A 24550-nucleotide genomic window follows, 5' to 3' on the forward strand; every position below is an offset into this window, starting at 1 on the left:
TGTTAGGCTTTATTTTTTCTTCTTGCGTTTTTTCGATTGTTTCGCGACGCCTTCATAAAACTTGCGCTTAGGCTTTTCATGCTTTTTATTGCGTTTATCATTTGAACCTTTTTTCTTGCCTTGTCCTCGACTGCCGCCAGCACTGCCACCTTTGTTGCGGCTCGCTTGAATGACTTTCGGCGTTTCTTTACTAGAGCCTCTGAAGTTTTGAACCATGCCGACGATTTCGAAGTCGACTGCTTGTTCTTCTGGCTTGACGGATAGGACGCGTACTTTTACTTCGTCTCCGATACGGAACTGCTTGCCTGAACGTTCGCCGATCATCATCATTTGACGGTCGTCAAAACGATAGTAGTCGTCGTTCATATTTTGTACGTGAACGAGTCCTTCAATCGTATTCTCGAGCTCGACGAATATACCGAAATTCGTGACCGAAGAAACAACACCTTCAAACTCTTCCCCAACTTTATCGACCATAAACTGTGCTTTCTTCAATGCGTTCGTATCGCGTTCTGCATCGACGGCGCGACGTTCACGTTCGGAAGTGTGCTGCGCAATTTCCGGCAGACGTGCAGACCAGTGTGCGATCGTTTGTGCAGATAAATCTTTTTCGAATAAATACGTCCGAATTAAACGATGAACGATTAAGTCGGGATATCTGCGGATCGGTGCAGTGAAATGCGTGTAAAATTCTGTCGATAATCCGAAGTGGCCGATGCTTTCCTGATAGTATTTCGCTTGTTGCATAGAGCGTAACAACATCGTGGAAATAACGGATTCTTCCGGCAGTCCTTCAATCGATTCGACAATTTCCTGCAATGCGCGCGGATGTACTTGGTTGCTTGTTCCTTTTACGACGATTCCGAAGTTCGTTAGGAATTCGAAGAAGCGTTGAAGTTTTTCTTCTTTCGGGTCTTCGTGTATTCGGTAAAGGAATGGAACTTGCAGCCAGTGGAAATGTTCCGCCACTGTTTCGTTCGCGGCCAGCATGAATTCTTCGATTAATTTCTCAGAAACGGTACGCTCAATAATGACGACATCGGTTGGCCATCCTTTTTCATCGACGAGAATTTTGGATTCTTTGAAGTCGAAGTCGATAGCACCGCGGTCTTGTCGTTTTTGACGGAAAATCGCTGCGAGTGTTGCCATATCATTCAGCATCGGAACGATTTCTTCATATTTCTTTGACAGTTCTTCGTCTTTATTGTCGATAATTTCATAGACGTCACTATATGTCATCCGATAGTTCGAGTTAATAACACTCGGATAAATTTCATGCTCGACGACTTTTCCGTTATGATCGACTTTCATTTCGCATGTCAATGTTAAGCGGTCTTCGCCAGGGTTCAGTGAACAGATTCCATTCGACAAACGGTGCGGCAACATCGGAATGACACGATCCGTCAAATAGACGCTCGTTCCGCGGTCGGCTGCTTCTACGTCCATCGGGGAGTTTTCTGTCACATAATAGCTGACGTCAGAAATATGGACGAATAAACGATACATTCCGTCGTATTCTTTCAAGACGGAAATCGCATCATCCAAGTCTTTTGCATCTGCACCATCAATTGTCATCGTCAACTCATTGCGCAAATCTCTGCGGTTGGCGAAATCTTGTTCCTGCACAGTTGTCGGCACGCTGTTCGCATGATCTAGTACTTCTTGCGGGAATTCGACTGTAATGCCGTGTTTGTGAATGATCGATAAAATATCGACACCCGGATCATTTTTATGTCCGAGAATTTGCGTGATCATTCCTGTAGCGGATTTCTCGTCATCGGGCCAGCTCGTAATTTCCGCAATGACTTTTTGACCGTCCACCGCTTCCAATGAATGACCTTTTTCGATATAAATATCCATCGGTAACTTTTTATCATCGGCTACGACGAAACCATAGCTACTGTGATCTTGATACGTTCCGACTACTTTCGTCGTTTTTCGCTCGACGATTTTCGTAATGGTTCCTTCCCGGCGATCTCCGTGCGAATTCGCTGAGACGCGCGCGAGTACTTGGTCACCATTCATCGCACCGTTCACTTCATGTGGCGGAATGAATACATCGTCTCCTTCCACATTTTCCGGAACGACGAAACCGAAGCCTTTCGCATGTCCGATAAACTTCCCGCGGACGAGGTTCATCATTTCCGGTAAGCCGTAACGATTCGTGCGCGAGCGAACGATTTTGCCTGACTGCTCCATTTGTACGAGCATTTTTACGAGTTCTTTAAATTCTGCCGCCTGTTCCATGCCAAGGATTTCTTGGATTTCGTGAACCGTTTTCGGCTGGTAGGACGACTCCTCCATTACAGACAGAATTTGTTGTTGTAGTTCTTTTTCAAATGAGTCCAAACAATCATCTCCTCCTTTTACTTGTATGTTCCCCTTTATTCACTCTTGCCAATCAAGAGATTCTAGAAATTCCAGCACGTTTTCGTGAAGTTGTGCTTTTTCCGGACCTAATGTTATGACATGGCCGGACTCTTCGTACCATTGCAGTTGTTTGTCGGTAGATTCCGCTTCATCGTATATGATTTGTGCTGACTGTGGATCGATCACTTCGTCGTGACGCGATTGAATGACGAGTAGCGGCGTATAAATGCAGTCGACTTTTCTCCGCACACCGTCAACCATTGCGCCTAAATCGGCAAGGCCTGGCATGGACTTCGTTTTCCACTCCGCCATTTCAGCGGTGATTTGATCTGCGTCTTTGCCTGCGAACTTTTTGTAGTCACGTGCATATTTCAAGACGCCTGTCCACATGAGATCGGTTGTTTTCATAGACATTGGCGCACACATCGTGACGACTCCTTTTAACGGAAACCGTGCCGCAAGTTTCAATGAAAAAACACCGCCAAGTGATAATCCCGCCACTGCAATTTCTTCATAGCCTGCCTCTTTCAGCTGATTGTATGCATGTAGCACATCTTCCCACCACTGTGCAGGATTCGTTTTGATCAATTCTTCCGGTGGCACGCCATGTCCGCGGTAATGAGGCGCTAGTGAAGTGTAATGATGTTTTTCCAAAAATCGGCCGAGCATTCGAACGTCTGCGGATGTACCGGTGAAACCGTGCAACAGTAAGACCGCGCGTTTGCCGTGTTCAAAGAAAAATGGTTTCGGCTGAGCGATTCGCATGTCTTTCGTTCCTTTCTAAGAAAAGCGCCTGACCGTTCAATCGTGGTCAGGCGCTCGCATGTTTATATTTTCATAATCGCAATGGTTAAGACAAAAAATAAGACGGATAGAACCAATGTAGCTCTTTGAAGAACTAAGTCCAATCCACGAGCTTTTTGTTTTCCGAAAAGTTGTTCAGCCCCGCCGGAGATGGCTCCTGACAGTCCTGCACTTTTACCGGATTGCAATAATACAACAACAATTAAAGCTATAGCTACAACTACAAGCGATGCTGTTAACACGGCATGCATGTTTTCCACCTCCAAAATAGCAAATCACACAGTTCTATTTTAGCAAAGCTAGGTCATCGGCACAACCTTTAGTTGCAAATTGTGCCAACTCCCGAGCGGTGGACGTTTTATTTGTGTAAATTATAAAATGTCTGCTTGCCTAAATATTGAGCTGTTTCGTACAATTGATCCTCAATACGCAATAACTGATTGTACTTCGCTACACGATCTGAACGTGAAGGAGCACCTGTTTTGATCTGACCCGCATTTGTTGCGACTGCGATGTCTGCGATCGTTACGTCTTCTGATTCACCCGAGCGGTGAGAGATGACAGCTGTATAGCCTGCGCGTTTCGCCATTTCGATTGCGTCGAATGTTTCTGTCAACGTACCGATTTGGTTCACTTTAATAAGGATCGAGTTACTAATACCTTCTTCAATTCCGCGCGCAAGTTTTTCTGTATTCGTTACGAAAAGATCGTCTCCTACTAACTGCACTTTGTGGCCGATGCGCTCTGTCAGTAGTTTGTGACCTTCCCAGTCGTTTTCATCCAAGCCGTCTTCGATGGAAACGATCGGATACTTTTCGCAAAGTTCTTCATACCAAGCAACCATTTCTTCAGATGTTTTGCGCACATCTTCGCCTGCTAAGTAGTAGTTGTTTTGCTCTTTATCGTAAAATTCAGAAGAAGCAGCGTCCATCGCCAGCAATACATCTTCGCCCGCTTTGTAGCCAGCTTTTTCGATCGCTTCGATAATAGTCGTAATTGCTTCTTCGTTGGAACCAAGGTTTGGCGCAAATCCACCTTCGTCACCTACAGCTGTATTCAACCCTTTGTCGTGAAGAACAGACTTCAAGCTATGGAAGATTTCTGCCCCCATGCGCAATGCGTGGCGGAATGACTCCGCACCTACTGGCATAACCATGAATTCTTGAATATCGACGTTATTGTCTGCGTGCTCTCCGCCGTTTAGGATATTCATCATCGGTACTGGTAGTTGCTTCGCGTTGAAGCCGCCTAAGTACTGATACAACGGAACGTCCAAGTAGTCAGCTGCCGCGTGTGCAACTGCCATGGATACACCTAGAATCGCATTCGCTCCCAATTTTCCTTTGTTCGGTGTTCCGTCAAGTTCGATCAATGCTTTGTCGATTACGACTTGGTCTAAAACCGAGTAATTTTCTTCTAATTCTTCAGAGATGATTTCATTGACATGATCTACAGCTTTCAGCACACCTTTCCCATTGTAACGGTCGCTGTCGCCGTCGCGTAGTTCTACCGCTTCATGTTCCCCTGTAGAGGCACCGGAAGGCACGATGGCGCGTCCAAACGCTCCGCTATCTGTAAATACTTCTACCTCTATCGTTGGATTGCCTCGTGAATCCAGTACTTCTCTCGCTTGAATGTGTGAAATAATTGGCATGAAGATCTCTCCTTAGAATAATGATTTTCCGGTCATTTCTACCGGTTGTGGAATTCCTAACATTTTCAACATCGTTGGTGCTAAGTCGGCAAGAATGCCATCTGTCCGCAATGTAATGTCTGGCTGTGTAATGATGACAGGTACCGGATTTGTCGTATGCGCCGTCATCGGCTGTCCGCCGATTGTCGTCACTTCATCTGCATTGCCGTGGTCTGCCGTGACGATTGCTGAACCGCCTTTCGCAAACAACGCGTCGATGATTCGGCCAAGACACTCATCTACTGTTTCAATCGCTTTGACAGTAGGTTCGAGCATGCCGCTGTGACCGACCATATCCGGGTTTGCGAAGTTCAAAATAATCGCATCTTGTCGTTCTGCCTCGATTTCTGCGATTAACGCATCCGTCACTTCATAAGCGCTCATTTCCGGCTGCAAATCATACGTTGCCACTTTCGGCGAATTGATCAAAATCCGAGTTTCCCCTTCAAATGTCTCTTCGCGTCCGCCACTCATAAAGAATGTAACATGCGGATACTTTTCTGTCTCGGCAATACGCAACTGACGCTTGCCACGATCTTCGAGCACTTCACCGATCGTTTTCGTCAAATTGACGTTATGAAAGACAATATCTGCCACCACATCATCATTATAATGCGTAAAGCCGACAAAATGTAAGTCTGTAAATTTCTTCACGCCTCGATCGAAGCCGTCAAAGTCCGGCTGTGTGAACGCGCGCGACAATTGAATTGCACGATCCGGTCGGAAGTTGAAGAACACGACCGCATCTCCGTTTTCGACAGTGGCGACCGGCTTGCCATCTTGTTGGATGACGAACGGTTCAATAAATTCATCATGTATTTCTTCGGTATAAGAAGCACGAACTCCTTCTTCGGCCGATTCAAAAGTAGTACCGATCCCGTAAACCATTGCGTCATACGTTTTCTGTACGCGATCCCAGCGTTTATCACGATCCATCGCAAAGTAACGGCCGGACACCGTCGCAATTTGCCCGATGCCTACTTCTTCCATCACATTTTCCGTACGTTTCAAGTAAGGCAGGGCAGTTGTCGGGCCTACATCACGTCCATCTAAGAACGCATGTACATACACTTTCTCCACACCTGACTCTTTCGCTAGTTTCAATAAAGCAAATAAATGTTCATAGTGACTGTGGACACCACCGTCAGATAATAATCCCATGACGTGAAGGGCGGACTTTTTCGTTTTGACATGTTCCATCGTCTCTACTAATGTCGCATTTTCAAAAAACTCGCCTTCTCGAATCGACTTATTAATGCGTGTCAAACTTTGATAGACGATGCGTCCAGCACCGATGTTCAAGTGCCCCACTTCAGAGTTCCCCATTTGCCCTTCAGGTAACCCTACATCTTCTCCGCATGCACTTAACGTCGCATGCGGAAAGTTTTTCATCAGTAACTCGATATTCGGAATTTTCGCGTGCGCCACTGCGTTACCGTATGTTTCTTCCCGTAATCCGAAACCATCCAGAATGATGAGCGCGACTGGATTATTCGGCATGCGTTCCAGCCTCCACTAATTGAACGAACGCTTCAGGATCCAGGCTCGCTCCGCCGACAAGTGCCCCGTCAATATGTTCCTTGCTCAGCAATTCTGAAATGTTTTCCGGCTTGACGCTGCCGCCGTATTGAATGCGGATCGCGTCCGCTACTTCTTTCGTGTAAAGCGTTTCGATTTTATGGCGAATCGCTCCACACACTTCATTGGCATCGTCCGCTGTGGCAGTTTTCCCTGTACCAATCGCCCAAATAGGTTCGTACGCAATGACTGCCCGTTTCGCTTGTTCGGCTGTTACGTCAGCGAATGCTTTCTCCACTTGTTCGGATACAATCGACACCGTTTCAAGCGCTTCCCGTTGCTCCAATGTCTCTCCTACACAGACGATCGGTGTCAACTGATGAGCGAATGCTGCGTGGACTTTCTTGTTGACGGCGCTGTCTGTTTCATTGAAATATTGACGGCGCTCGGAATGTCCAAGAATGACGTAGTGTGCCCCTAGATTTTCGAGCATTGCCGGGCTGATTTCACCTGTAAATGCTCCTTCTACTGTGTCATGCATCGTTTGTGCGCCGACTTTTACTGCGCTCGTCTCAAAGCGCTGCAACAAATCCCCTATATACAGTGCAGGCGGACAGATGACTGCCTCCACTTGATCTGATGCAGTGAGTCGTTCTTTCATTTGTTCCGCAAATTCCGCTGCTTCATTGGAAAGCTTGTACATTTTCCAGTTCCCTGCAATAATTCGTTTTCGCAAAAGAATTCCTCCTATTCTCGATCTTGTAATACGGCTACTCCCGGTAATTCGATGCCTTCCATAAATTCCAGTGAAGCACCGCCACCTGTCGATACGTGGTCCATATGTTTTGCCACTTCAAACTTCTCAACAGCTGCTGCTGAATCTCCACCGCCAATTACAGTATAAGCATTTGTTTCCGCCATCGCATCTGCCACGGTCTTCGTACCATTCGCAAACGGTTCCATTTCAAAGACACCCATCGGACCGTTCCAAATGACGAACTTCGAGTCTTTTATCACTTGTTTATAACGCTCAGCTGTTTCCGGTCCAATATCAAGACCCATCCAGCCTTTGGAAATGTCATCTACAGAAACTGTTTTCGTGTTGGCATCTACTGAAAACGCGTCCGCCACTACCGCATCTGTCGGCAAGTACAGATTCACAGACTTTTCTTTCGCCTTTTCAATGAAGGACTGTGCCAATTCCACTTTGTCTTCTTCTACTAACGAATCGCCCGTCTCATATCCTTGCGCACGTGTAAACGTATACGACAATCCGCCACCGATCAATAAGTTATCGACTTTATCCAATAAATTATCGATGACACCGATTTTATCTTTTACTTTTGCTCCACCGATAATCGCAGTGAATGGTCGTTCTGGATCGGATAATGCTTTGCCAAGGACGTCTAATTCCTTTTCAAGTAAGAATCCTAGAACACCAGGTATGTATTGTGCAATACCGGCAGTTGAAGAGTGTGCACGGTGCGCTGTTCCAAATGCATCATTGACGAACACATCCGCAAGATCCGCGAATTTCTTCGATAGTTCCGGATCATTTTTCTCTTCGCCTGGATTAAAGCGAACGTTTTCAAGCAAAATCACTTCGCCGTCTTTCATGTCAGCAATCGCTTGTTCTACTTCTTCGCCGATCGAGGTGTCTACTTTCCGTACTTTTTTACCGAGAAGTTCAGACAATGTATCTCCCGCAGGTGTCAATCGCATATCTTCTTTGACTTCACCTTTCGGACGACCTAAGTGACTCGCCAAAATTACTTTCGCGCCTTCACCTACCATATACTGAATAGTCGGCAATGCCGCGCGGATCCGTGTGTCATCCGTCACTTGACCGTCTTCCATTGGCACGTTAAAATCGACACGGCAAAATACGCGCTTGCCCTGTAATTCGATATCTCTAATCGTTTTTTTCAACTTCATAGATAAGTCCTCCTCCGAGATAATATAAAAAGAGGAACGGGTTTCTCCGTTCCTCTCACCCATATTTATTCATTATAATCGGTTCACTGTAGAATGGCTATGTTTAATAGTAGATTCCTATGAATTAGCGATTTACAGGCCCTGTTTTTGCATGTAGCGAGCTAAATCTATACAACGTGCAGAGTAGCCTGATTCATTATCGTACCAAGAAATTACTTTTACTAAATTGCCTTCCATGACCATCGTAGATAATCCGTCAACTGTAGAAGATGCGGTGTTGCCGTTGTAGTCGATTGAAACTAAAGGCAGCTCGCTGTAGTATAAGTAGCCTTTCAGCTCGTTTTCAGAAGCTTTTTTCAAGACTTCGTTTACTTGCTCCGCTGTTACTTCTTGGTTTAACTCTGTCACGAAGTCAACGAGTGACACGTTCGGAGTCGGTACGCGTACTGCCATTCCGTCCAATTTACCTTTTAGTTCAGGAATGACTTTTGTTACTGCAGATGCTGCACCTGTAGATGTAGGAATCATTGACTCCGCCGCCGCACGCGCACGTCTGTAATCATCATGCGGAAGATCTAAAATGCGCTGGTCATTCGTGTAGGAGTGAATCGTTGTCATCATTCCGCGCTTAATACCGAACTCGTCATTCAATACTTTCACGACTGGTGCCAAACAGTTTGTCGTACATGATGCATTGGAGACGATCTGATCGTTTGCCGCATCGTATGTTTCTTCATTGACACCCATAACTAATGTTGTCATCTCGCCTTTTGCCGGAGCAGACAAGATCACTTTTTTAGCTCCTGCGTCGATATGCTTTTGCAGTGATTTTGTATCGCGGAATACTCCCGTACAATCAATGACGATATCAATGCCCAAGTCTTTCCAAGGCAAGTTCGCAGGGTCTTTTTCTGCAAATACTTTCACTTTCTGATCGTTGACAATCAATGAAGATTCATCTGATTGTACATCTGCATCTAATACTCCGTGAACAGAATCGTATTTCAGCAAGTGTGCAAGCATAGCTGCATCCGTCAAGTCATTGATTGCTACCACTTCTACATCTTCTGTCTTCAATGTTTCACGTAATACCACTCGTCCAATACGTCCAAATCCGTTAATCGCTAGTTTCAATGTCATAAAAAATCGCCTCCGTATAATGTAATACTATATATTTGCCCAACGTACGGGCGGTTAGCCTTTTTTCATTAGCGCCAGCATTTCTTCTGCCGCTGCTTCATCTGTTAATAAAATGGTTTGAGACGGTGCACCGGCCAAATAAGAAAGAATCGCCTGTGCTTTACTTTTCCCGCCTGCTACCGCAAATAATAAAGGTACTTGTTGAAGCTGCTCAATCTGAATCCCGACTGTGCGAATGCGGTGGACAATTTCCCCTTGCTGATTAAAGTAAAAGCCGAATGCTTCTCCTTTCGCTTGGCGTTCCATAAGAATTTGCTGTTCTTCCTCTGAAGAGTTTCGTAACAGTGCCATCCGAGTCGCATCGCCAATGCCATGTATGACACATTCCGTTTTACTATATAACTCGAGCATCTCTTTCGCGGCAGGTTCATGCTGGAATACTGCATGTGCCTCTTCACTGAGAGTATCTGGATAATAAAACGCTTTGTACGATGCATCACACGCTTCAGCAAACGAAGCAGCAATCATATTCGCCTGTAATCCAAGTTCTTCGCCAACTCCGCCTCTTGCAGCGATGAATAACAGATCTGATAATTCATCAGTTTGCATAAAGGCCGGAACCATAGCTACGGAACTACCGCCAGTCACTGCTACAATTTTGTGCTTTTGAATTTGGCTACGGAATTGCTTTGCTGTCTGCATGCCGAGAAGTCGTTTTGTTACATCCGAGTAATCGGAGTCGCCTTCTACTACATGGACTTTTTTAATAGCTAACCGTTCTGCCAGTTCACTCGCCAATTGACGCCTGCCTGATCTTTCTTCAATCGTATCATGTAAAGCAAAAAGAACTTCTATACCTTTTTCTGTGACCGACACGCCTTCTTTTGCAATATGTGCCAAGTCTTGCTCTTTTAATAACTCCAGCATCGATCGTGTTTCACGTTCTGAATAACCGGACATCGAACTCAGCGTCCGTCTTCCCACAGGGCCTGATAATTTTATAAGTTTCAGCATATGATACCGTTGCTCTATTAATGTAGGAAGTTCAGGTACAAGTGCGAGTTGTGCATCGGTAAATGATAAGTTCAATTTCATCACTCTTTTCGACGTGGGTCGCATTTGATCCATCATTTATAAAAGCGTCCCACCTACAATAAAAAAATACTATAACGTTAGTATAGCATTTTGCAAAATGAAACACAACAAAGAAAGCGTTTTCATTGATCGATTATTTCTAAAATATCAATATATCCAATATTTCCATACAACACGACGTCCCCTTGACGCTCCAAAACCGGAATCATCAACAAATATTTTTCATGAATTTCATCATCTTCTTCTATATTAATGGTTTCCCACTCAACGGGATGATCCTCCGCCACCAAACGCAGCATCTGCTCCGCTTCCACACAAAGCGGACAATTCGGACGCGTATACAACTCAAACTTCATTCCACTCACCTCGACTTGTTGTCTATCATAGTAAATTTCGGATGTATTTTCAATGAAGTTGTATTGGTCGTTAGTTGGAGATCTTGCTTCGATCATAGAACACCGCTTTCCGCTCATAGAAGCCACACGCGCGATCATAGAACACCGCTTTCCGATCATAGAAGCAACACGCGCGATCATAGAACACCTCTTTCCGATCATAGAATCAACGCGCGCGATCATAGAACACCTCTTTCCGATCATAGAAGCAACACGCGCGATCATAGAACACCGCTTTCCGATCATAGAAGCCACGCGCGCTCATAGAACACCGCTTTCCGATCATAGAAGCCACGCGCGCGATCATAGAACACCTCTTTCCGATCATAGAAGCAACACGCGCGATCATAGAACATCGCTTTCCGATCATAGAACATCGCTTTCCGAACATAGAAGCAACACGCGCGATCATAGAACACCGCTTTCCGATCATAGAAGCCACACGCGCGATCATAGAACATCGCTTTCCGATCATAGAAGCCACACGCGCGCTCATAGAACACCGCTTTCCGCTCATAGAAGCCACATGCGCGATCATAGAACACCACTTTCCGATCATAGAAGCCACACGCGCGATCATAGAACACCGCTTTCCGCTCATAGAAGCCACACGCGCGATCATAGAACACCACTTTCCGATCATAGAAGCAACACGCGCGATCATAGAACATCGCTTTCCGCTCATAGAAGCCACACGCGCGATCATAGAACACCGCTTTCCGATCATAGAAGCAACACGCGCGATCATAGAACACCTCTTTCCGATCATAGAAGCAACACGCGCGATCATAGAACACCACTTTCCGATCATAGAAGCAACACGCGCGATCATAGAACATCGCTTTCCGCTCATAGAAGCCACACGCGCGCTCATAGAACACCACTTTCCGATCATAGAAGCCACACGCGCGATCATAGAACATCGCTTTCCGCTCATAGAAGCAACACGCGCGATCATAGAATCAACGCGCGCGCTCATAGAACACCTCTCCGCAACAAAAAAGCATCAAAAGCAACTACGCTTTTGATACTTTTCACTATAAACACCTCACCAACTTCGGCCAGCGCCGCCTCCGCCTCCGGAACCGCCGCCGCCAAAGCCTCCTCCACCACCGAAGCCACCGCCGCCACCGCTTCCTCCGCCAAAACTGCCTGGGAAGAAAATTGGGCCGCCGCTTGACCTGCCGCCAGGAGGACCACCTCTGCCACCTCGTCCGCCTCCTTTAAACATGCGGTAAAGCAGATACAAAATAATAATGACGATGACGAACGATGGAATGCCAGGCTCTTCTTGAGACTGAGCATAGGCGACGGGTAAGTCATCGCCTTCTAATCCATATTCCGCTGCGATTTCATTATAAAATGCTTTGTATGCTTCCATAATAGCTATATCTGGTTGACCTTCATTTAAGTACGGCATCGCGACTTCATCGATAATGCGTCCGATTTTGCCGTCTGGAAGTGCACCTTCCAAACCGTAACCTGTCGTCAAATAAAAAGCGCGTTTAATATTTAAGGCGTCGTCTTTTTCTGTAGAGACGATCAGCAATGCGCCGTTATTCATTTTGGCATCGCCTAATTCCAACTCTCGAAGTTTACGAACCGCATACTCTTCGATCGGTACACCTTCGAGTGAATAAACCGTGCGAACCGCAAATTCCGCTTTTGTTGCGCCTTGCAGACGAAGACCGTATTCACGTAACTCCGCTTCTTGTTGAGGCGATAAAATATTTGCTTCATCCACTACGACATCAGTCACCGCATATGCATGTGTTGCAGTGCCGATCAGGGCGACTAGCAGGACTGCAACGAACATGCTGAAGCGATTCCTCACTTCGTATCATTCCCAAAATCGACTGCTGGCGGTTGTTGCGCCCCTTCGACCGCTTTGAAATATTCTTTTTCGTCAAATCCGAACATCGATGCGATCAATTTACCCGGGAACCGTTTCACTCGGCGATTGAATTGTGACACGACATCATTATAATCTTTACGTGCAACTGCGATACGATTTTCCGTGCCCGCCAATTCATCCATTAACGCTTGGAAGTTTTGATTGGCTTTTAAGTCAGGATAATTTTCAACTACTACTAATAATCTGCTCAAAGCACTCGAAAGTTCCGAATCTGCGGCTGCTTGTTCTTCTGGACCTTGTGCACCAGCCATTTTACTGCGTGCGGCCGCAATATTATCGATCACTTCTTTTTCATGTGCCGCGTATCCTTTGACTGTATTTACTAAATTAGGAATCAAATCTACTCGGCGCTGTAACTGCGTTTCGATCTGCGCATACGATTGATCGACATCCTCTTCAAGATTTACTAACTTATTATAACTCGGGATTACCATAAGTGCGGCGATTACGACTAATACAATGACGACGATCAGCGGGCCAGCGACTTTCTTCATCCACAACGACTCCTCTCCACTACTTGTTTAGTATGTACTTACCCTTATTGTTTATCATGCCAAACTTCTTGTTTTATCCATCGTCAAAAAAACTAGGTCTGCATCCTACCTCAACTGTACGCGACTGAATATAATACATACTATATGATAGGTTTTTAGAGAATAGCCATGTCGTTTTTAATATGAGAATATTTTTCATTTAATTCTTTACAGATTATTTTGCTTGCGCTATACTATTAAAAGTTGCGTGAAGGAAACAATATAGTACTAACCAAGCATTAGAGTTGCATGAAGGAAACTATTAATTGTATATTCTTTATAAACTACGTATCTAACCGAAGCGGTATATTCGCTGGTTATTATTTACTTAAATGTTGCACAAGGGAAAGAAAAAGGAGGAAACAGAATGATTGATCCGATAACCGTCGAACGCATTAGCGTATCGTATGACGGAAATGAAGTAGTAAAAGACGTTTCATTCTCATTTGAACCTTCTAGTTTGATTGGGGTTCTCGGTCCAAACGGTGCCGGTAAATCTACATTACTAAAGGCCATGCTTGGCTTAATTCATAAAGATCATGGGACTGTCAAATTCGGCAGTAAATCAGTGGATGAAATGCGGAGACAGATTGCCTATGTCCCACAGCGTTCAAATATCGACTGGAACTTCCCGATTGTCGTAAAAGATACGGTCTTACTCGGCACTTATCCGAAAGTCGGCATTTTGCGCAGACCTAAAAAAGCGGATAAAGAATGGGCAATGGAATGTTTGAAACAAGTCGGTATGGAGGATTTCGCCAATCGCCAAATCGGTGAATTATCCGGCGGTCAGCAGCAACGCGTATTTTTAGCACGCGCGCTTGCACAGAAGGCAGATTATTTCTTTCTGGATGAACCTTTCGTCGGGATTGACGTTTCCAGTGAAGAAATCATCATTACGATTTTGCGTGAATTGCAAGCTGCCGGAAAAATCATTTTCGTCGTTCACCATGATTTATCAAAAGTGAAAAGTTATTTCGATAAATTAGTGTTAATGAATAAAGAATTGATCGATGCAGGTCCTGTCAACAAAGTGTTTCAGTCTGGCAATATGACGAAAGCATACAATCGGCAGTTCATGCTTGATGGCTTGGAGGTTTCAATGTAATGGAATTTATTTCAGACTTACTAACGTATAGCTTTTTACAGAAAGCGTTTGTTACATCCATTATGGTAGGAATCATTTGTGGAGTCATCGGCAGCTTTATCGTACTCCGCGGTATGGCACTGATGGGAGATGCGATTTCTCACGCGATTCTTCCTGGTGTCGCAATTTCCTACATGCTCGGGATCAATTATTTCTATGGTGCCGTGCTGACCGGTGTGTTAACAGCATTCGGGATCGGTGCCATTTCTCAAAACAGTCGAATTAAAAATGACTCTTCCATCGGTATCGTCTTTTCCGCATTTTTTGCTTTAGGTATTATTTTGATCACGCAAGCAAAAAGCGCTACAGACTTAACACAAATTCTCTTCGGTAACGTGTTATCTGTGCGCGCTTCCGATATGTGGCTGACGCTAATTATCGGAACCATCGTTATTTTGGTCGTCATTTTATTTTTCAAGGAACTGCTCGTTTCCAGTTTTGACGAAACGATGGCAGCCGCTTACGGATTAAAGACGCGTATGATTCATTACGCTATTATGTTTTTACTGACATTAGTTACAGTCGCTTCATTACAGACTGTCGGCGTTATTTTGGTCGTTTCATTATTAATAACACCTGCTTCTACGGCATATCTCTTAACGAACCGACTATCCATCATGGTAGTGCTTGCTGCGTTTTTCGGTGCTGTTTCTTCCATTATCGGATTATATTTCAGTTTCTTGTACAACATGCCGTCAGGACCTGTCATTGCACTCGCAACGACTGCCCTATTCGTTTTGGCATTCCTTTTCTCGCCTAAGCAAGGAGTTGTTGTCAGCAAAATTCGGACGATATCTAAGCGTAAAGCGATTACTGCAGGACATCAATGAAGGGATCATCCGCTACGGCGGTAATATAATAAGTTAGAAAAAGGAGTAGAATGTATTACATGAAGAACTTAGTGAAATGGCTAGGTCTGTCACTTCTTGCTGTGTTTATGTTAGCCGCTTGCGGTAATGACGATGGCGAAGGAACGACAGACGCTGGCGACAAAACAGCGCAAGCAGACGATAAACTACAGGTCGTCACATCATTTACGATTATTGCAGATATGGCACGTGAAATCGGCGGAGATTTCGTTGAAGTGTACAACTTAGTACCGACTGGAACGGATCCACACGAATACGAGCCATTGCCAAATGATATTAAAGCAGCTACAGATGCAGATGTATTGTTTTATAACGGATTGAATCTTGAAGGTGGAGAAAAAGGTTGGTTCTTTAAGATGATGGATTCTGTTAATCAGAAAGATGAAAACATTTTCAGCCTGACTGAACAAGTAGAACCTAAGTATATTGGTGGAGAAGATGGAACTGAAGAAGAAATCAACCCCCACGCCTTTATTGATCCGGCTGTCGGTGTTAAGATGGCAGAAGCGATGCGCGATGCATTGATTGAAAAGCATCCAACGAATAGCGATAAGATTAAAGAACAAGGCGATCAGTATGTGGCGCGTCTGAAAGAATTGGATGAAGAATTCGCTGAGCGTATTTCGACTATTCCTGAAGAAAATCGTGTGCTCGTAACGAGTGAACGTGCTTTCCAATATTTGAATGATCATTACGGATTAAAAGAAGCGTACATTTGGGAAATTGACACGGAAGAGAACGGTTCTCCTAAGCAAATTAAAGAACTTGTTCACTATATCCAAGAACATAATGTTCCTGTATTGTTTGTAGAATCTAACGTAGATACACGTCCGATGGAAACTGTTTCAGAAGAGACGGGTGTTCCAATTGCAGAAAAGCCGATCTATTCTGATGAAATCGGTAATCCTGGCGATGAGATCGATACGTATGTGAAGTACTTGAGCTATAATATGGACTTGATCCATGATGAGTTAAGTAAAGAGCGTTAAGCAGTGTGCTGGTCAACCAATTGTTTTTCGAAAGAAGTCACTTTTATTAGTGGCTTCTTTTTTTATGTATGGCTTCATCTTTTTCTGAGATATGTTAGAAACTATATTTTCAAAATTAGTGTACGTGTTAGGATTCTCCCGAGAGAAACCGGACGCTTTCCTGAGGGGACGCGGCGGACTCGCCAGTAGTTCGCTTTCGATTACGCCTGTCGTCCTGATCCTCCAGGAGTCGCCGGTTCTTCCGGGAGAATCCTTGAAGTAGTGTCCGTAAGTCAGTTCGTGTTCGTCCAGAAATAAAGTATGGTAAGTTACGCTTCCTCGACAATGTGGGTGAAGCTTTGGATTGCCTGATTGAATGCATATAGGGTCATTTCTTTTTCCACTCAGTTCATCGAAGAAGTCATAGTAGCAGATAATACTTCACCGCTATCTAACTTCAAAAGCGGTCGCATGGTATCAGACAAGTCCACTTGGTTTTCACCCCTACAAAGAGTGATCAACCTGTCTTGCACACACTAAGTTTCGGCTGAAGCTGGAAGACGATCGACTCCGGGAGGATCAGGACGACAGGTGTAACTCGCAGTGCACTTTTGCGAGGTCCACCGCGTCCCCTCCGGAAAGCGTATCGTCTGGAAGCGCCAGCCGCAAGACTCTTCAAGTCAGCTTTACTCCATCCAACTGCAATAGTCAAAATCTTTTTAAACTAAATGAACGAGAGGATTATACATAATAAAGTTAATCAATAGACTTGAAATTATTATTGAAAACTATTGAATACATAAGTCATTGCTTATATAATGAACTCACTTAGAAAGGGTGAGGATTTTATATGGAAGCGGCGGCATTGGAACGATACTTAAAAACCGTTGGAGATCAGTCGAGGCTGCGTTTACTGAAAGCATTGGAAGGCGGATCATTATGCATTTGTGACTTGCAATCTGTTCTAGCTATCTCTCAGCCGGCTGTCAGTCAGCATATGCATCGCTTAAAGAAAGATGGCATCGTGCGCGATGAGAAGCGCGGACGGTGGGTCTATTGGTCGATTCATACAGAACATCCGCAATACAAGTTGCTAGTTGATTTATTGCAGTTACTACCGGCTGAGGCCGTTGATCGTAGTGAGGACATGTCATGCAAGTGATTTTAGCCTGTATTATTTTCTTATTGACGCTACTATTTGTTATTTGGCAACCTAGAGGATTGTCCATCGGCTGGTCTGCAGTGGCAGGGGCTATTCTTGCGTTGCTTGCCGGTGTAGTTAATTTTACGGATGTTGTAGATGTGACTTTGATTGTTTGGAATGCTACCTTGACGTTTGTGGCACTTATTATTATCTCATTAATTTTAGATGAAATCGGCTTTTTTGAATGGGCTGCTCTGCATATGGCTCGTTTCTCTCACGGTAGCGGTGTCCGAATGTTCTTACTGATCATTCTACTTGGCGCTGGTGTGTCCGCCTTGTTTGCGAATGATGGTGCAGCTTTGATTTTGACACCGATTGTGCTGGCAATGGTACGAGCTTTGAATTTCAAAGAAAAGATGATTCTTCCTTTCGTGATGGCTTCGGGATTCATCGCAGATACGACTTCGTTGCCATTTGTCGTGAGTAATTTAGTGAATATCGTTTCGGCGGATTTCTTCGGAGTTGGCTTTGCAGAATATGCGAGTCGTATGATTATTCCAAACTTCTTCAGTTTGACAGCGAGTATTGCGGTGCTTTATCTGTATTTTAGGAAGTCGATTCCTAAACAGTTCGATGGACAGTTATTGCGCTCCCCTGCCTCCGCGATACGCGATATCCAAATGTTCCGGTTGTCTTTTGTAGCACTCGGCATTTTGTTGGTCGGCTATTTCATTAGTGAATCTCTTGCGCTGCCGGTTTCATTTGTGGCGGGTGCTGTAGCGATTGTTCTGCTACTGACCGCACGACGCAGTACCGCTGTTAATACGCACACGGTGCTAAAGGGTGCACCGTGGGCTATCGTCTTCTTCTCGATTGGTATGTATGTGGTAGTATATGGGCTTCGTAACGCAGGCATGACGGTTGCACTTACGGATGTGATTGAGTGGACTTCTAGTTACGGTTTATATGCAGCGACGCTCAGCATGGGCTTTATAGCGGCTATTTTATCTTCATTTATGAATAATTTGCCGACTGTGATGATTGATGCGTTAGCTATTCAAGATGCTGCGGTTTCTCCGGAAATTCGGGAAGCATTGATTTATGCGAACGTGATTGGGTCGGATTTAGGTCCAAAGATGACACCGATCGGTTCGCTTGCTACATTACTGTGGTTACATGTGCTGTCGTTGAAAGATGTGAAAATTTCTTGGGGGTATTATTTTAAAGTGGGGGTTGTATTGACTGTGCCGACGTTGTTTATTACGTTGACTGGATTATGGTGGTGGTTGACGATTGGTTGAGAGAGGTTTTCAACCACGCTGCATTCTTCAGCTTTCTGTAGGAGAGAACTATTGAATATGCGCTAGGGCGAACGATTATAAAATAAAACTAGGCAGAGGAAAATGAATCGTTTTTCTCTGCCTAGTTCGTGTAATTCTTTTTCTTGTAGATTATTTATCAAACATCGATTGGATTAGTTCTTCCATACGTTCCGCCGCTTGTTCTTCTTGCTCTTGAATCGTATCTAATTCTCCGTTCTCCATCGCCTCCACACTGAATATGTGCGTCTTTTCTTCTACACAGTGAACAAACCGTTCATAAACTAGCTGAAGTTCCTTACCCTCTATCTCAAACGCATTTGGAATTTCAAGTGCCATCATGTCAGTAAGAATCTGTTTGAACTCCTCTACTTTCTCTAGCCATTGTTCTTTCATAGCTGGAATATTTAGTTCTTGCTTACGTATAAATTCTTCGGCTACTCCTTCGTACTCTTCAGATGTCAGGATCAGTCGTTCATGTAGTGAAATAATATGTTGCAAGTATTCTTTTCTGCTCATTAGTATCCATTCCTTTCCTGATTTCCATCCATTACTGCCAATAAAAAATCAACGACCATAATTGATCGTTGACTAGATGAAACCTTGATGCCCTCGGCGGGAGTCGAACCCACATTTTAAGCTTCGGAGGCTTACGTGCTATCCATTGCACCACGAGGACTAGTTTATATACCGCGCATATTGGGTACTTTTATGAAGTGTTATAAAAAACCTCTCTAAGAGACATGTTCCATTATACCGCGGAATATAATGAAAAGCAATATGTTAATTTAAGGCGAAACATTTGACCTTTGTTGACCAACTTATGTAAAATACAGATACAGTTGAAATATAAACTCATTTCAACCGAACGAATAAGATATATTTAAAGGAGGAACTTTCATTGAATTTAATTCCTACAGTTATTGAACAGACAAACCGCGGTGAGCGGGCGTACGATATTTACTCTCGCCTGTTAAAAGACCGTATTATCATGCTCGGCAGTGGCATTGATGACAATGTTGCGAACTCTATCGTAGCACAACTTTTATTCTTGGAAGCAGAAGATCCAGATAAAGATATCTCCATTTATATTAACAGCCCAGGCGGAAGCATCACAGCTGGAATGGCGATCTACGATACAATGCAATTCATCAAGCCAGATATCCAAACAATTTGTGTTGGTATGGCTGCATCTATGGGAGCTTTCCTACTAACAGCAGGTACAGAAGGTAAACGTTATGCTTTGCCGAATGCTGAAGTGATGATACATCAGCCACTTGGTGGAGCTCAAGGGCAAGCTACTGAAATTGAGATTGCGGCGAAGCGTATTTTACACTTACGTGAGAAACTAAACCAAATCTTAGCTGATCGCACAGGTCAACCAATCGAAGTCATCGCACGCGATACAGACCGCGACAACTTCATGACAGCTGAACGCGCAAAAGAATATGGTTTAATCGACCACGTCATGTCACGTAACGACATAAAAAAATAAAACTTATAAAAAGAGGCTATTTACGAAGTCTCTAAAATAAAACCAGGCAGAGAAAACTATCCGTTTTCCTCTGCCTGGTTTTATTAGTGAGCAATAGACACAATAATCGAACGGTTACCCCAAAAACAACTACATCAAAAAGAGGTCATCACAAAAAATCAGACACTACTGACCTTCTCGACAACCCCTTCCATCATTATTCAGTTTCCACTAACTCCGATAAATTTTGAAGAGCCAAATCCTCATCAATTCCATCAGTCATCAGCGTAATCTCTGTTCCCTTGGCAATCGCCAAACTCATAATACCCATAATACTCTTCGCGTTCACTTGTCGATTTTCTTTTTTCAAATAGATATCCGCCGTGTACTTATTCGCCTCTTGCACAAACAAAGCCGCCTGTCTTGCCTGTAACCCCGGTTTAATACCTACTTTTACTGTTTTTTCTACCATATTGTATGCTCCTTTTCTTCCTCTTCTTCAGAAGGATCTACTATTCATTAATTTCCACGTAACCTCTCGGCAATCTCTTCAATCTTCCGTAAACGATGATTGACTCCCGACTTACTAACTGGAGAACCTGTCACCAGCTCGCCAAGCTCCTTCAACGTAACATCTTGATACTCAACACGTAATTGAGCAATTTCCTGAAGGCGTTCTGGTAGTTGATCTAGACCGATCGTCCGTTCAATCAACTTAATATTTTCCACTTGTCTTTGCGCTGCCCCAATCGTTTTATTCAAATTGGCAGTTTCACAATTCACTAATCGATTGACGCTGTTACGCATATCTCGCATAATTCTAACATCTTCGAACTTCATAAGGGAAACATGAGCACCGATAATTCCGAGAAAATCTGAAATTTTCTCTGCTTCTTTTAAATACGCGATAAATCCCTTTTTCCGTTCAATGGACTTCGCATTCAGTTGATAGCGATTCATCAACTCAACGAGCGACTGACTATGTTCTTGATAACTTGAGAACACTTCCAAATGATAAGAAGAGGTCTCGGGATTATTAACGGAACCACCTGCCAGGAAAGCTCCGCGTAAGTAAGCGCGTGCACAGCAATCGTCGCGAATCAGCTGTGGATCGATTGTATTGATCATCTGAAAATCATGCGTCATGATGGAAAGTTCCTCCAACAAGTTTTTCGCACCTTCTCGTATTCTGCAAATATAGACATTATTCTTCTTTAACCGCATTTTTTTCCGTACAAGCAACTCTACTTTATAAGGATACAACTTTTTCAAATTAGAATAAAGTCTTCTCGCAATTGACGCATTTTCAGTTTGCACATCAAGACTCAATTGTTTATTCGAAAAAGACATAACACCGTTCATACGAATAAACGCTGCAATTTCGGCTTTCGTACAACAGTCATCCGCTTCGATCTGCGTGAGTTCTTTTTTGGTTTTAGATGCAAAAGACATGATATTCCCCCTCTTCGGCGATCTTCATATCTGTACGCCTTCTACGTTTTCTCTATATAATTCATTAATACATCCGCCACTTCCATTGTTTTATGAACAATGTTTCCATTCATCATCGTGGCAATCTCTTGCACAAATACTTCTGGTACTAGCGTTCGCAACTGTTGTAGATCATTTTCCACTAACCACGGCTCCGTATTGCCATCGATACGGTACCTGCGTTTAAATGCGTCCACATCATTTACTAGAACAGCGTCGAGGAATGATTGGCCTGCATGGTCATACAGTGCTTGGACGTGCTCAGAAGCTGTATAGCGATATGTTTCGCCTCGCTGCGTCGTTAAATTTCCTATATAAATCTTTTTTGCAGAACTTTCAAGAACAGCTTGCCGTATATCTTTCACCAAAATAGTCGGCAAAGTACTAGTATACAGACTTCCCGGACCAAAAACGATTAAATCAGCATTTTTTATCGTATTGGCAGTTTCCGGCAAAGGTTTCACATCTTGCGGCGTAATGAAGACGTTGCGAATTTTTCTGCCATAGAGCGGAATTTTGGATTCGCCTGTAATGATTGAACCATCTTCAAGTTCTGCATGCAAGGTAATCCGTTGATTGGCTGCAGGTAATACTTTTCCTTTAATATTGAGCACAGCGCCCATTTGTTCTACAGCGCGAGTAAAGTCTCCTGTAATTTCCGTCAATGCGGTGAGCATTAAATTTCCAAGAGAATGTCCTTTCAAATCATCAGTACCATCGAAACGATACTGGAACATTTTCTCAATTAACGGCTCCACATCTGAAAGCGCTGCCATAACCTGTCTGACATCGCCAGGTGGCGGGATATCATATTGGTCAAATAACCGACCCGAACTCCCACCATCATCCGCTACAGTGACGATTGCAGTCAAGCCAACAGGAAAACGCTTTAGGCCACGGAGGATATTGGAGAGCCCTGTACCGCCACCGAATACGACTATACGTTTCACATCCGTGGTTTGCATATAACGGTCAGCCCTTTCTTTTTTCGACATCCCGATGAGATACTTGTGTCGGATATTCCTCTTTGAAAACTTTCGTAAAGTATTCAGCAAGCGTCACCGAACGATGTTGACCACCTGTACATCCAAAAGCGATGACTGCCTGGCCTTTACCTTCTTGTTTATACTGCGGAATTAAAAACTTAAATAAATCCGTTAGTTTTTCAATCAATAACTTTGTATCGCTCCACTTCAGCACATACTCAGAGACTTCTGAATTCAAACCAGTCAGTGGCCGCAATTCTTCCAGGTAAAATGGATTCGGTAAAAATCTGACATCAAACACGACGTCTGCATCGATCGGCATGCCATGTTTAAAACCGAACGATACAAAGTTCAGTGTGAATGTCGGTTCGCCAGCTTCTGCAAAGACACTTGTAATCTTTTCCCGTAATTGCTTTGGTTTTAAGTGAGAGGTGTCAATGATCGAGCGGGATAAACCTTTCAACTCTGTCAGTAAAATACGCTCTTTGCGGATTCCTTCAAGCAATACGCCACCTTCAGATAATGGATGAGAACGACGTGTTTCTTTGTAGCGCTTGACGAGCGTTTCGTCATTTGAATCTAAAAACAGCAAACTCGTTTTCACGTCTTCCATCTTAAACAAACCTTCAAGTGCTGTAATCAACGAGTCAAATAAACTACCGCCACGTGTATCCATTACAGCTGCGATCCGTCTCATTTGATTGTCTGACTTCATCATTAAATCCAAAAACGTTACAAATAATTCCGGTGGTAAGTTATCGATACAATAAAAGCCCATATCTTCAAAGCACTGCATAGCGACAGTTTTACCAGCACCTGACATTCCCGTAATAATCACAACTTCATATTCATTCGAATCTTGTGGTTGCTGCATTAATTTATTCACCTTCCGTTGATTGTTGTAGAGATTCACGCAATAAGCGGAATTGTTCTGTGTAATAAAATGTGCCGTACTGTGTGCCTCGTTCATTAACAGCGAATAGTAAATTCGAACGGTCACCTTCTGCCATTGGTAATGTATGCAAACTTTCCAACGGATGCCATTCTAGTTCACCTTCCACTGTTGTTTTCAAAACGTCGCCTGAATAATCATGAGCGACAAACGTAAAGAGCAGCCATTCATTGACTAATTGTTGCCCTTCATCGTCCATAATCATCATTGTATAAATTCCTTTTAAATGCGGTTGGATCGGCTGAGCTCCTGTTTCTTCTACAAACTCACGAACAGCCGCTTCGTATATTGATTCACCTTCATCAATCTTGCCGCCGGGCGCCACATACCATCCGCGTCTCGGCTTCTTCAGCAAGAGTACTTGGCCGTCTTTCACGACGAGTAAATTAGCAATTTTCTGCATAGGCTGTCCCCACTTTTCACGTATGTACTACTAGTATACATTGCTTTGTTAAAAAACGATAAAAAAATATGGCTAGTTACGGCAGTTTATACCGCAAAAAGCCACATTGTTGCTATATTGTTACACTTATGAACTAAAAACGCGGCAACTGCGTAGTTTTCTCTTGGAACCAGTCTGTTGATTGTCTACAGGAAAGAATGGTCTTTTGTGATGCAGAAAAGGAGTGTACGTGCTAGGATTCTCCCGAGAGAAACCGGACGCTTTCCTGAGGGCACGCGGCGGACTCGCCAAAAGTGCGTGGCGATTACGCCTGTCGTGCTGATCCTCTAGGAGTCGCCGGTTCTTCCGGGAGAATCCTTGACTTAGTGTTCGTAAGTCAGTCCGTGTTCGTCCAGAAAG

The 24550-nt window shown here is 44.0% G+C and carries 25 protein-coding genes and 1 tRNA gene; 6 read left to right on the forward strand and 20 right to left on the reverse strand.

The window, feature by feature from the left end; translation table 11 throughout:
• Window positions 1-9: 9 nt before the first annotated feature.
• From rnr to DV702_RS09005, 13 genes are all read right to left on the reverse strand, one after another.
• Window positions 10-2304 (reverse strand): ribonuclease R, encoded by a 2295-nt coding sequence (rnr, locus tag DV702_RS08945; RefSeq protein ID WP_240315731.1) that lies wholly within the window; start codon window positions 2302-2304, stop codon window positions 10-12.
• Window positions 2305-2388: 84 nt separating this feature from the next.
• Entirely contained in the window at window positions 2389-3135 is a 747-nt protein-coding gene (locus DV702_RS08950; RefSeq protein ID WP_114924453.1) for an alpha/beta hydrolase, read from the reverse strand.
• A 62-nt stretch (window positions 3136-3197) separates the two neighbouring features.
• Window positions 3198-3425 (reverse strand): preprotein translocase subunit SecG, encoded by a 228-nt coding sequence (gene secG, locus DV702_RS08955; RefSeq protein ID WP_114924454.1) that lies wholly within the window; start codon window positions 3423-3425, stop codon window positions 3198-3200.
• Between the two features lie 107 nt (window positions 3426-3532).
• Window positions 3533-4828 (reverse strand): phosphopyruvate hydratase, encoded by a 1296-nt coding sequence (gene eno, locus DV702_RS08960; RefSeq protein WP_114924455.1) that lies wholly within the window; start codon window positions 4826-4828, stop codon window positions 3533-3535.
• Between the two features lie 12 nt (window positions 4829-4840).
• Window positions 4841-6367 carry a 2,3-bisphosphoglycerate-independent phosphoglycerate mutase gene (gene gpmI / locus DV702_RS08965; protein WP_114924456.1) on the reverse strand — a complete coding sequence of 509 codons (1527 nt, stop codon included), beginning with the start codon at window positions 6365-6367 and terminating at the stop codon, window positions 4841-4843.
• A complete protein-coding gene (tpiA, locus tag DV702_RS08970; protein ID WP_114924457.1) occupies window positions 6357-7121 on the reverse strand; it encodes a triose-phosphate isomerase in 765 nt (254 codons plus the stop codon). The genes gpmI and tpiA overlap by 11 nt, the downstream gene beginning before the upstream one ends.
• Before the next feature lie 11 nt (window positions 7122-7132).
• Complete coding sequence (gene pgk / locus DV702_RS08975) at window positions 7133-8320, reverse strand: phosphoglycerate kinase (RefSeq protein ID WP_114924458.1); 1188 nt, start codon at window positions 8318-8320, stop codon at window positions 7133-7135.
• Between the two features lie 132 nt (window positions 8321-8452).
• Window positions 8453-9460: a type I glyceraldehyde-3-phosphate dehydrogenase gene (gene gap / locus DV702_RS08980; protein ID WP_114924459.1), complete on the reverse strand. Its 1008-nt coding sequence runs from the start codon at window positions 9458-9460 to the stop codon at window positions 8453-8455.
• A gap of 54 nt (window positions 9461-9514) precedes the next feature.
• The gene (locus DV702_RS08985; protein WP_114924460.1) at window positions 9515-10591 is read right to left on the reverse strand and encodes a sugar-binding transcriptional regulator; all 1077 of its coding nucleotides are present in this window, start codon (window positions 10589-10591) and stop codon (window positions 9515-9517) included.
• Between the two features lie 86 nt (window positions 10592-10677).
• Window positions 10678-11133, reverse strand: coding sequence for a glutaredoxin family protein (locus DV702_RS17345; protein ID WP_371682679.1), 456 nt, complete (start codon window positions 11131-11133; stop codon window positions 10678-10680).
• Complete coding sequence (locus tag DV702_RS08995; RefSeq protein WP_114924461.1) at window positions 11117-11929, reverse strand: hypothetical protein; 813 nt, start codon at window positions 11927-11929, stop codon at window positions 11117-11119. The genes DV702_RS17345 and DV702_RS08995 overlap by 17 nt, the downstream gene beginning before the upstream one ends.
• A 69-nt stretch (window positions 11930-11998) precedes the next feature.
• A complete protein-coding gene (locus DV702_RS09000) occupies window positions 11999-12766 on the reverse strand; it encodes a TPM domain-containing protein (RefSeq protein ID WP_114924462.1) in 768 nt (255 codons plus the stop codon).
• 14 nt (window positions 12767-12780) lie between these two features.
• Entirely contained in the window at window positions 12781-13359 is a 579-nt protein-coding gene (locus DV702_RS09005; protein WP_114924463.1) for a LemA family protein, read from the reverse strand.
• Between the two features lie 406 nt (window positions 13360-13765).
• Between DV702_RS09005 and DV702_RS09010 the strand changes: the two genes are divergently transcribed.
• From DV702_RS09010 to DV702_RS09030, 5 genes are all read left to right on the forward strand, one after another.
• On the forward strand, window positions 13766-14506 hold the full coding sequence (locus DV702_RS09010) for a metal ABC transporter ATP-binding protein (protein ID WP_114924464.1): 741 nt from the start codon (window positions 13766-13768) through the stop codon (window positions 14504-14506).
• Entirely contained in the window at window positions 14506-15375 is an 870-nt protein-coding gene (locus tag DV702_RS09015) for a metal ABC transporter permease (protein ID WP_114924465.1), read from the forward strand. The genes DV702_RS09010 and DV702_RS09015 overlap by 1 nt, the downstream gene beginning before the upstream one ends.
• Window positions 15376-15434: 59 nt before the next feature.
• On the forward strand, window positions 15435-16403 hold the full coding sequence (locus DV702_RS09020; RefSeq protein WP_205407156.1) for a metal ABC transporter solute-binding protein, Zn/Mn family: 969 nt from the start codon (window positions 15435-15437) through the stop codon (window positions 16401-16403).
• An 829-nt stretch (window positions 16404-17232) separates the two neighbouring features.
• Window positions 17233-17544: an ArsR/SmtB family transcription factor gene (locus DV702_RS09025; protein WP_114924467.1), complete on the forward strand. Its 312-nt coding sequence runs from the start codon at window positions 17233-17235 to the stop codon at window positions 17542-17544.
• Window positions 17535-18827 carry an arsenic transporter gene (locus tag DV702_RS09030; RefSeq protein WP_114924468.1) on the forward strand — a complete coding sequence of 431 codons (1293 nt, stop codon included), beginning with the start codon at window positions 17535-17537 and terminating at the stop codon, window positions 18825-18827. The genes DV702_RS09025 and DV702_RS09030 overlap by 10 nt, the downstream gene beginning before the upstream one ends.
• A 150-nt stretch (window positions 18828-18977) precedes the next feature.
• On the opposite strand, the gene DV702_RS09035 is transcribed toward DV702_RS09030, so the two are convergent.
• Complete coding sequence (locus DV702_RS09035) at window positions 18978-19364, reverse strand: hypothetical protein (RefSeq protein WP_114924469.1); 387 nt, start codon at window positions 19362-19364, stop codon at window positions 18978-18980.
• Between the two features lie 88 nt (window positions 19365-19452).
• Window positions 19453-19524, reverse strand: a tRNA-Arg gene (locus DV702_RS09040).
• Between the two features lie 222 nt (window positions 19525-19746).
• On the opposite strand from DV702_RS09040, the gene clpP reads away from it, so the two are divergent.
• Window positions 19747-20340: an ATP-dependent Clp endopeptidase proteolytic subunit ClpP gene (gene clpP, locus DV702_RS09045; RefSeq protein ID WP_114924470.1), complete on the forward strand. Its 594-nt coding sequence runs from the start codon at window positions 19747-19749 to the stop codon at window positions 20338-20340.
• Window positions 20341-20536: 196 nt separating this feature from the next.
• On the opposite strand, the gene DV702_RS09050 is transcribed toward clpP, so the two are convergent.
• From DV702_RS09050 to DV702_RS09070, 5 genes are read right to left on the reverse strand one after another with little or no spacing between them, the layout of a single operon-like run.
• The gene (locus tag DV702_RS09050; RefSeq protein ID WP_114924471.1) at window positions 20537-20791 is read right to left on the reverse strand and encodes an HPr family phosphocarrier protein; all 255 of its coding nucleotides are present in this window, start codon (window positions 20789-20791) and stop codon (window positions 20537-20539) included.
• Between the two features lie 47 nt (window positions 20792-20838).
• A complete protein-coding gene (gene whiA / locus DV702_RS09055) occupies window positions 20839-21771 on the reverse strand; it encodes a DNA-binding protein WhiA (RefSeq protein ID WP_114924472.1) in 933 nt (310 codons plus the stop codon).
• A gap of 41 nt (window positions 21772-21812) precedes the next feature.
• Complete coding sequence (gene yvcK, locus DV702_RS09060; protein ID WP_240315591.1) at window positions 21813-22775, reverse strand: gluconeogenesis factor YvcK family protein; 963 nt, start codon at window positions 22773-22775, stop codon at window positions 21813-21815.
• A 7-nt stretch (window positions 22776-22782) separates the two neighbouring features.
• On the reverse strand, window positions 22783-23670 hold the full coding sequence (rapZ, locus tag DV702_RS09065) for an RNase adapter RapZ (protein ID WP_114924474.1): 888 nt from the start codon (window positions 23668-23670) through the stop codon (window positions 22783-22785).
• Between the two features lie 4 nt (window positions 23671-23674).
• Complete coding sequence (locus DV702_RS09070) at window positions 23675-24151, reverse strand: 8-oxo-dGTP diphosphatase (RefSeq protein WP_114924475.1); 477 nt, start codon at window positions 24149-24151, stop codon at window positions 23675-23677.
• Window positions 24152-24550: the final 399 nt, after the last annotated feature.

Origin of the sequence: Sporosarcina sp. PTS2304 (assembly GCF_003351785.1) — a bacterium.
Taxonomy (GTDB): Bacteria; Bacillota; Bacilli; order Bacillales_A; family Planococcaceae; genus Sporosarcina.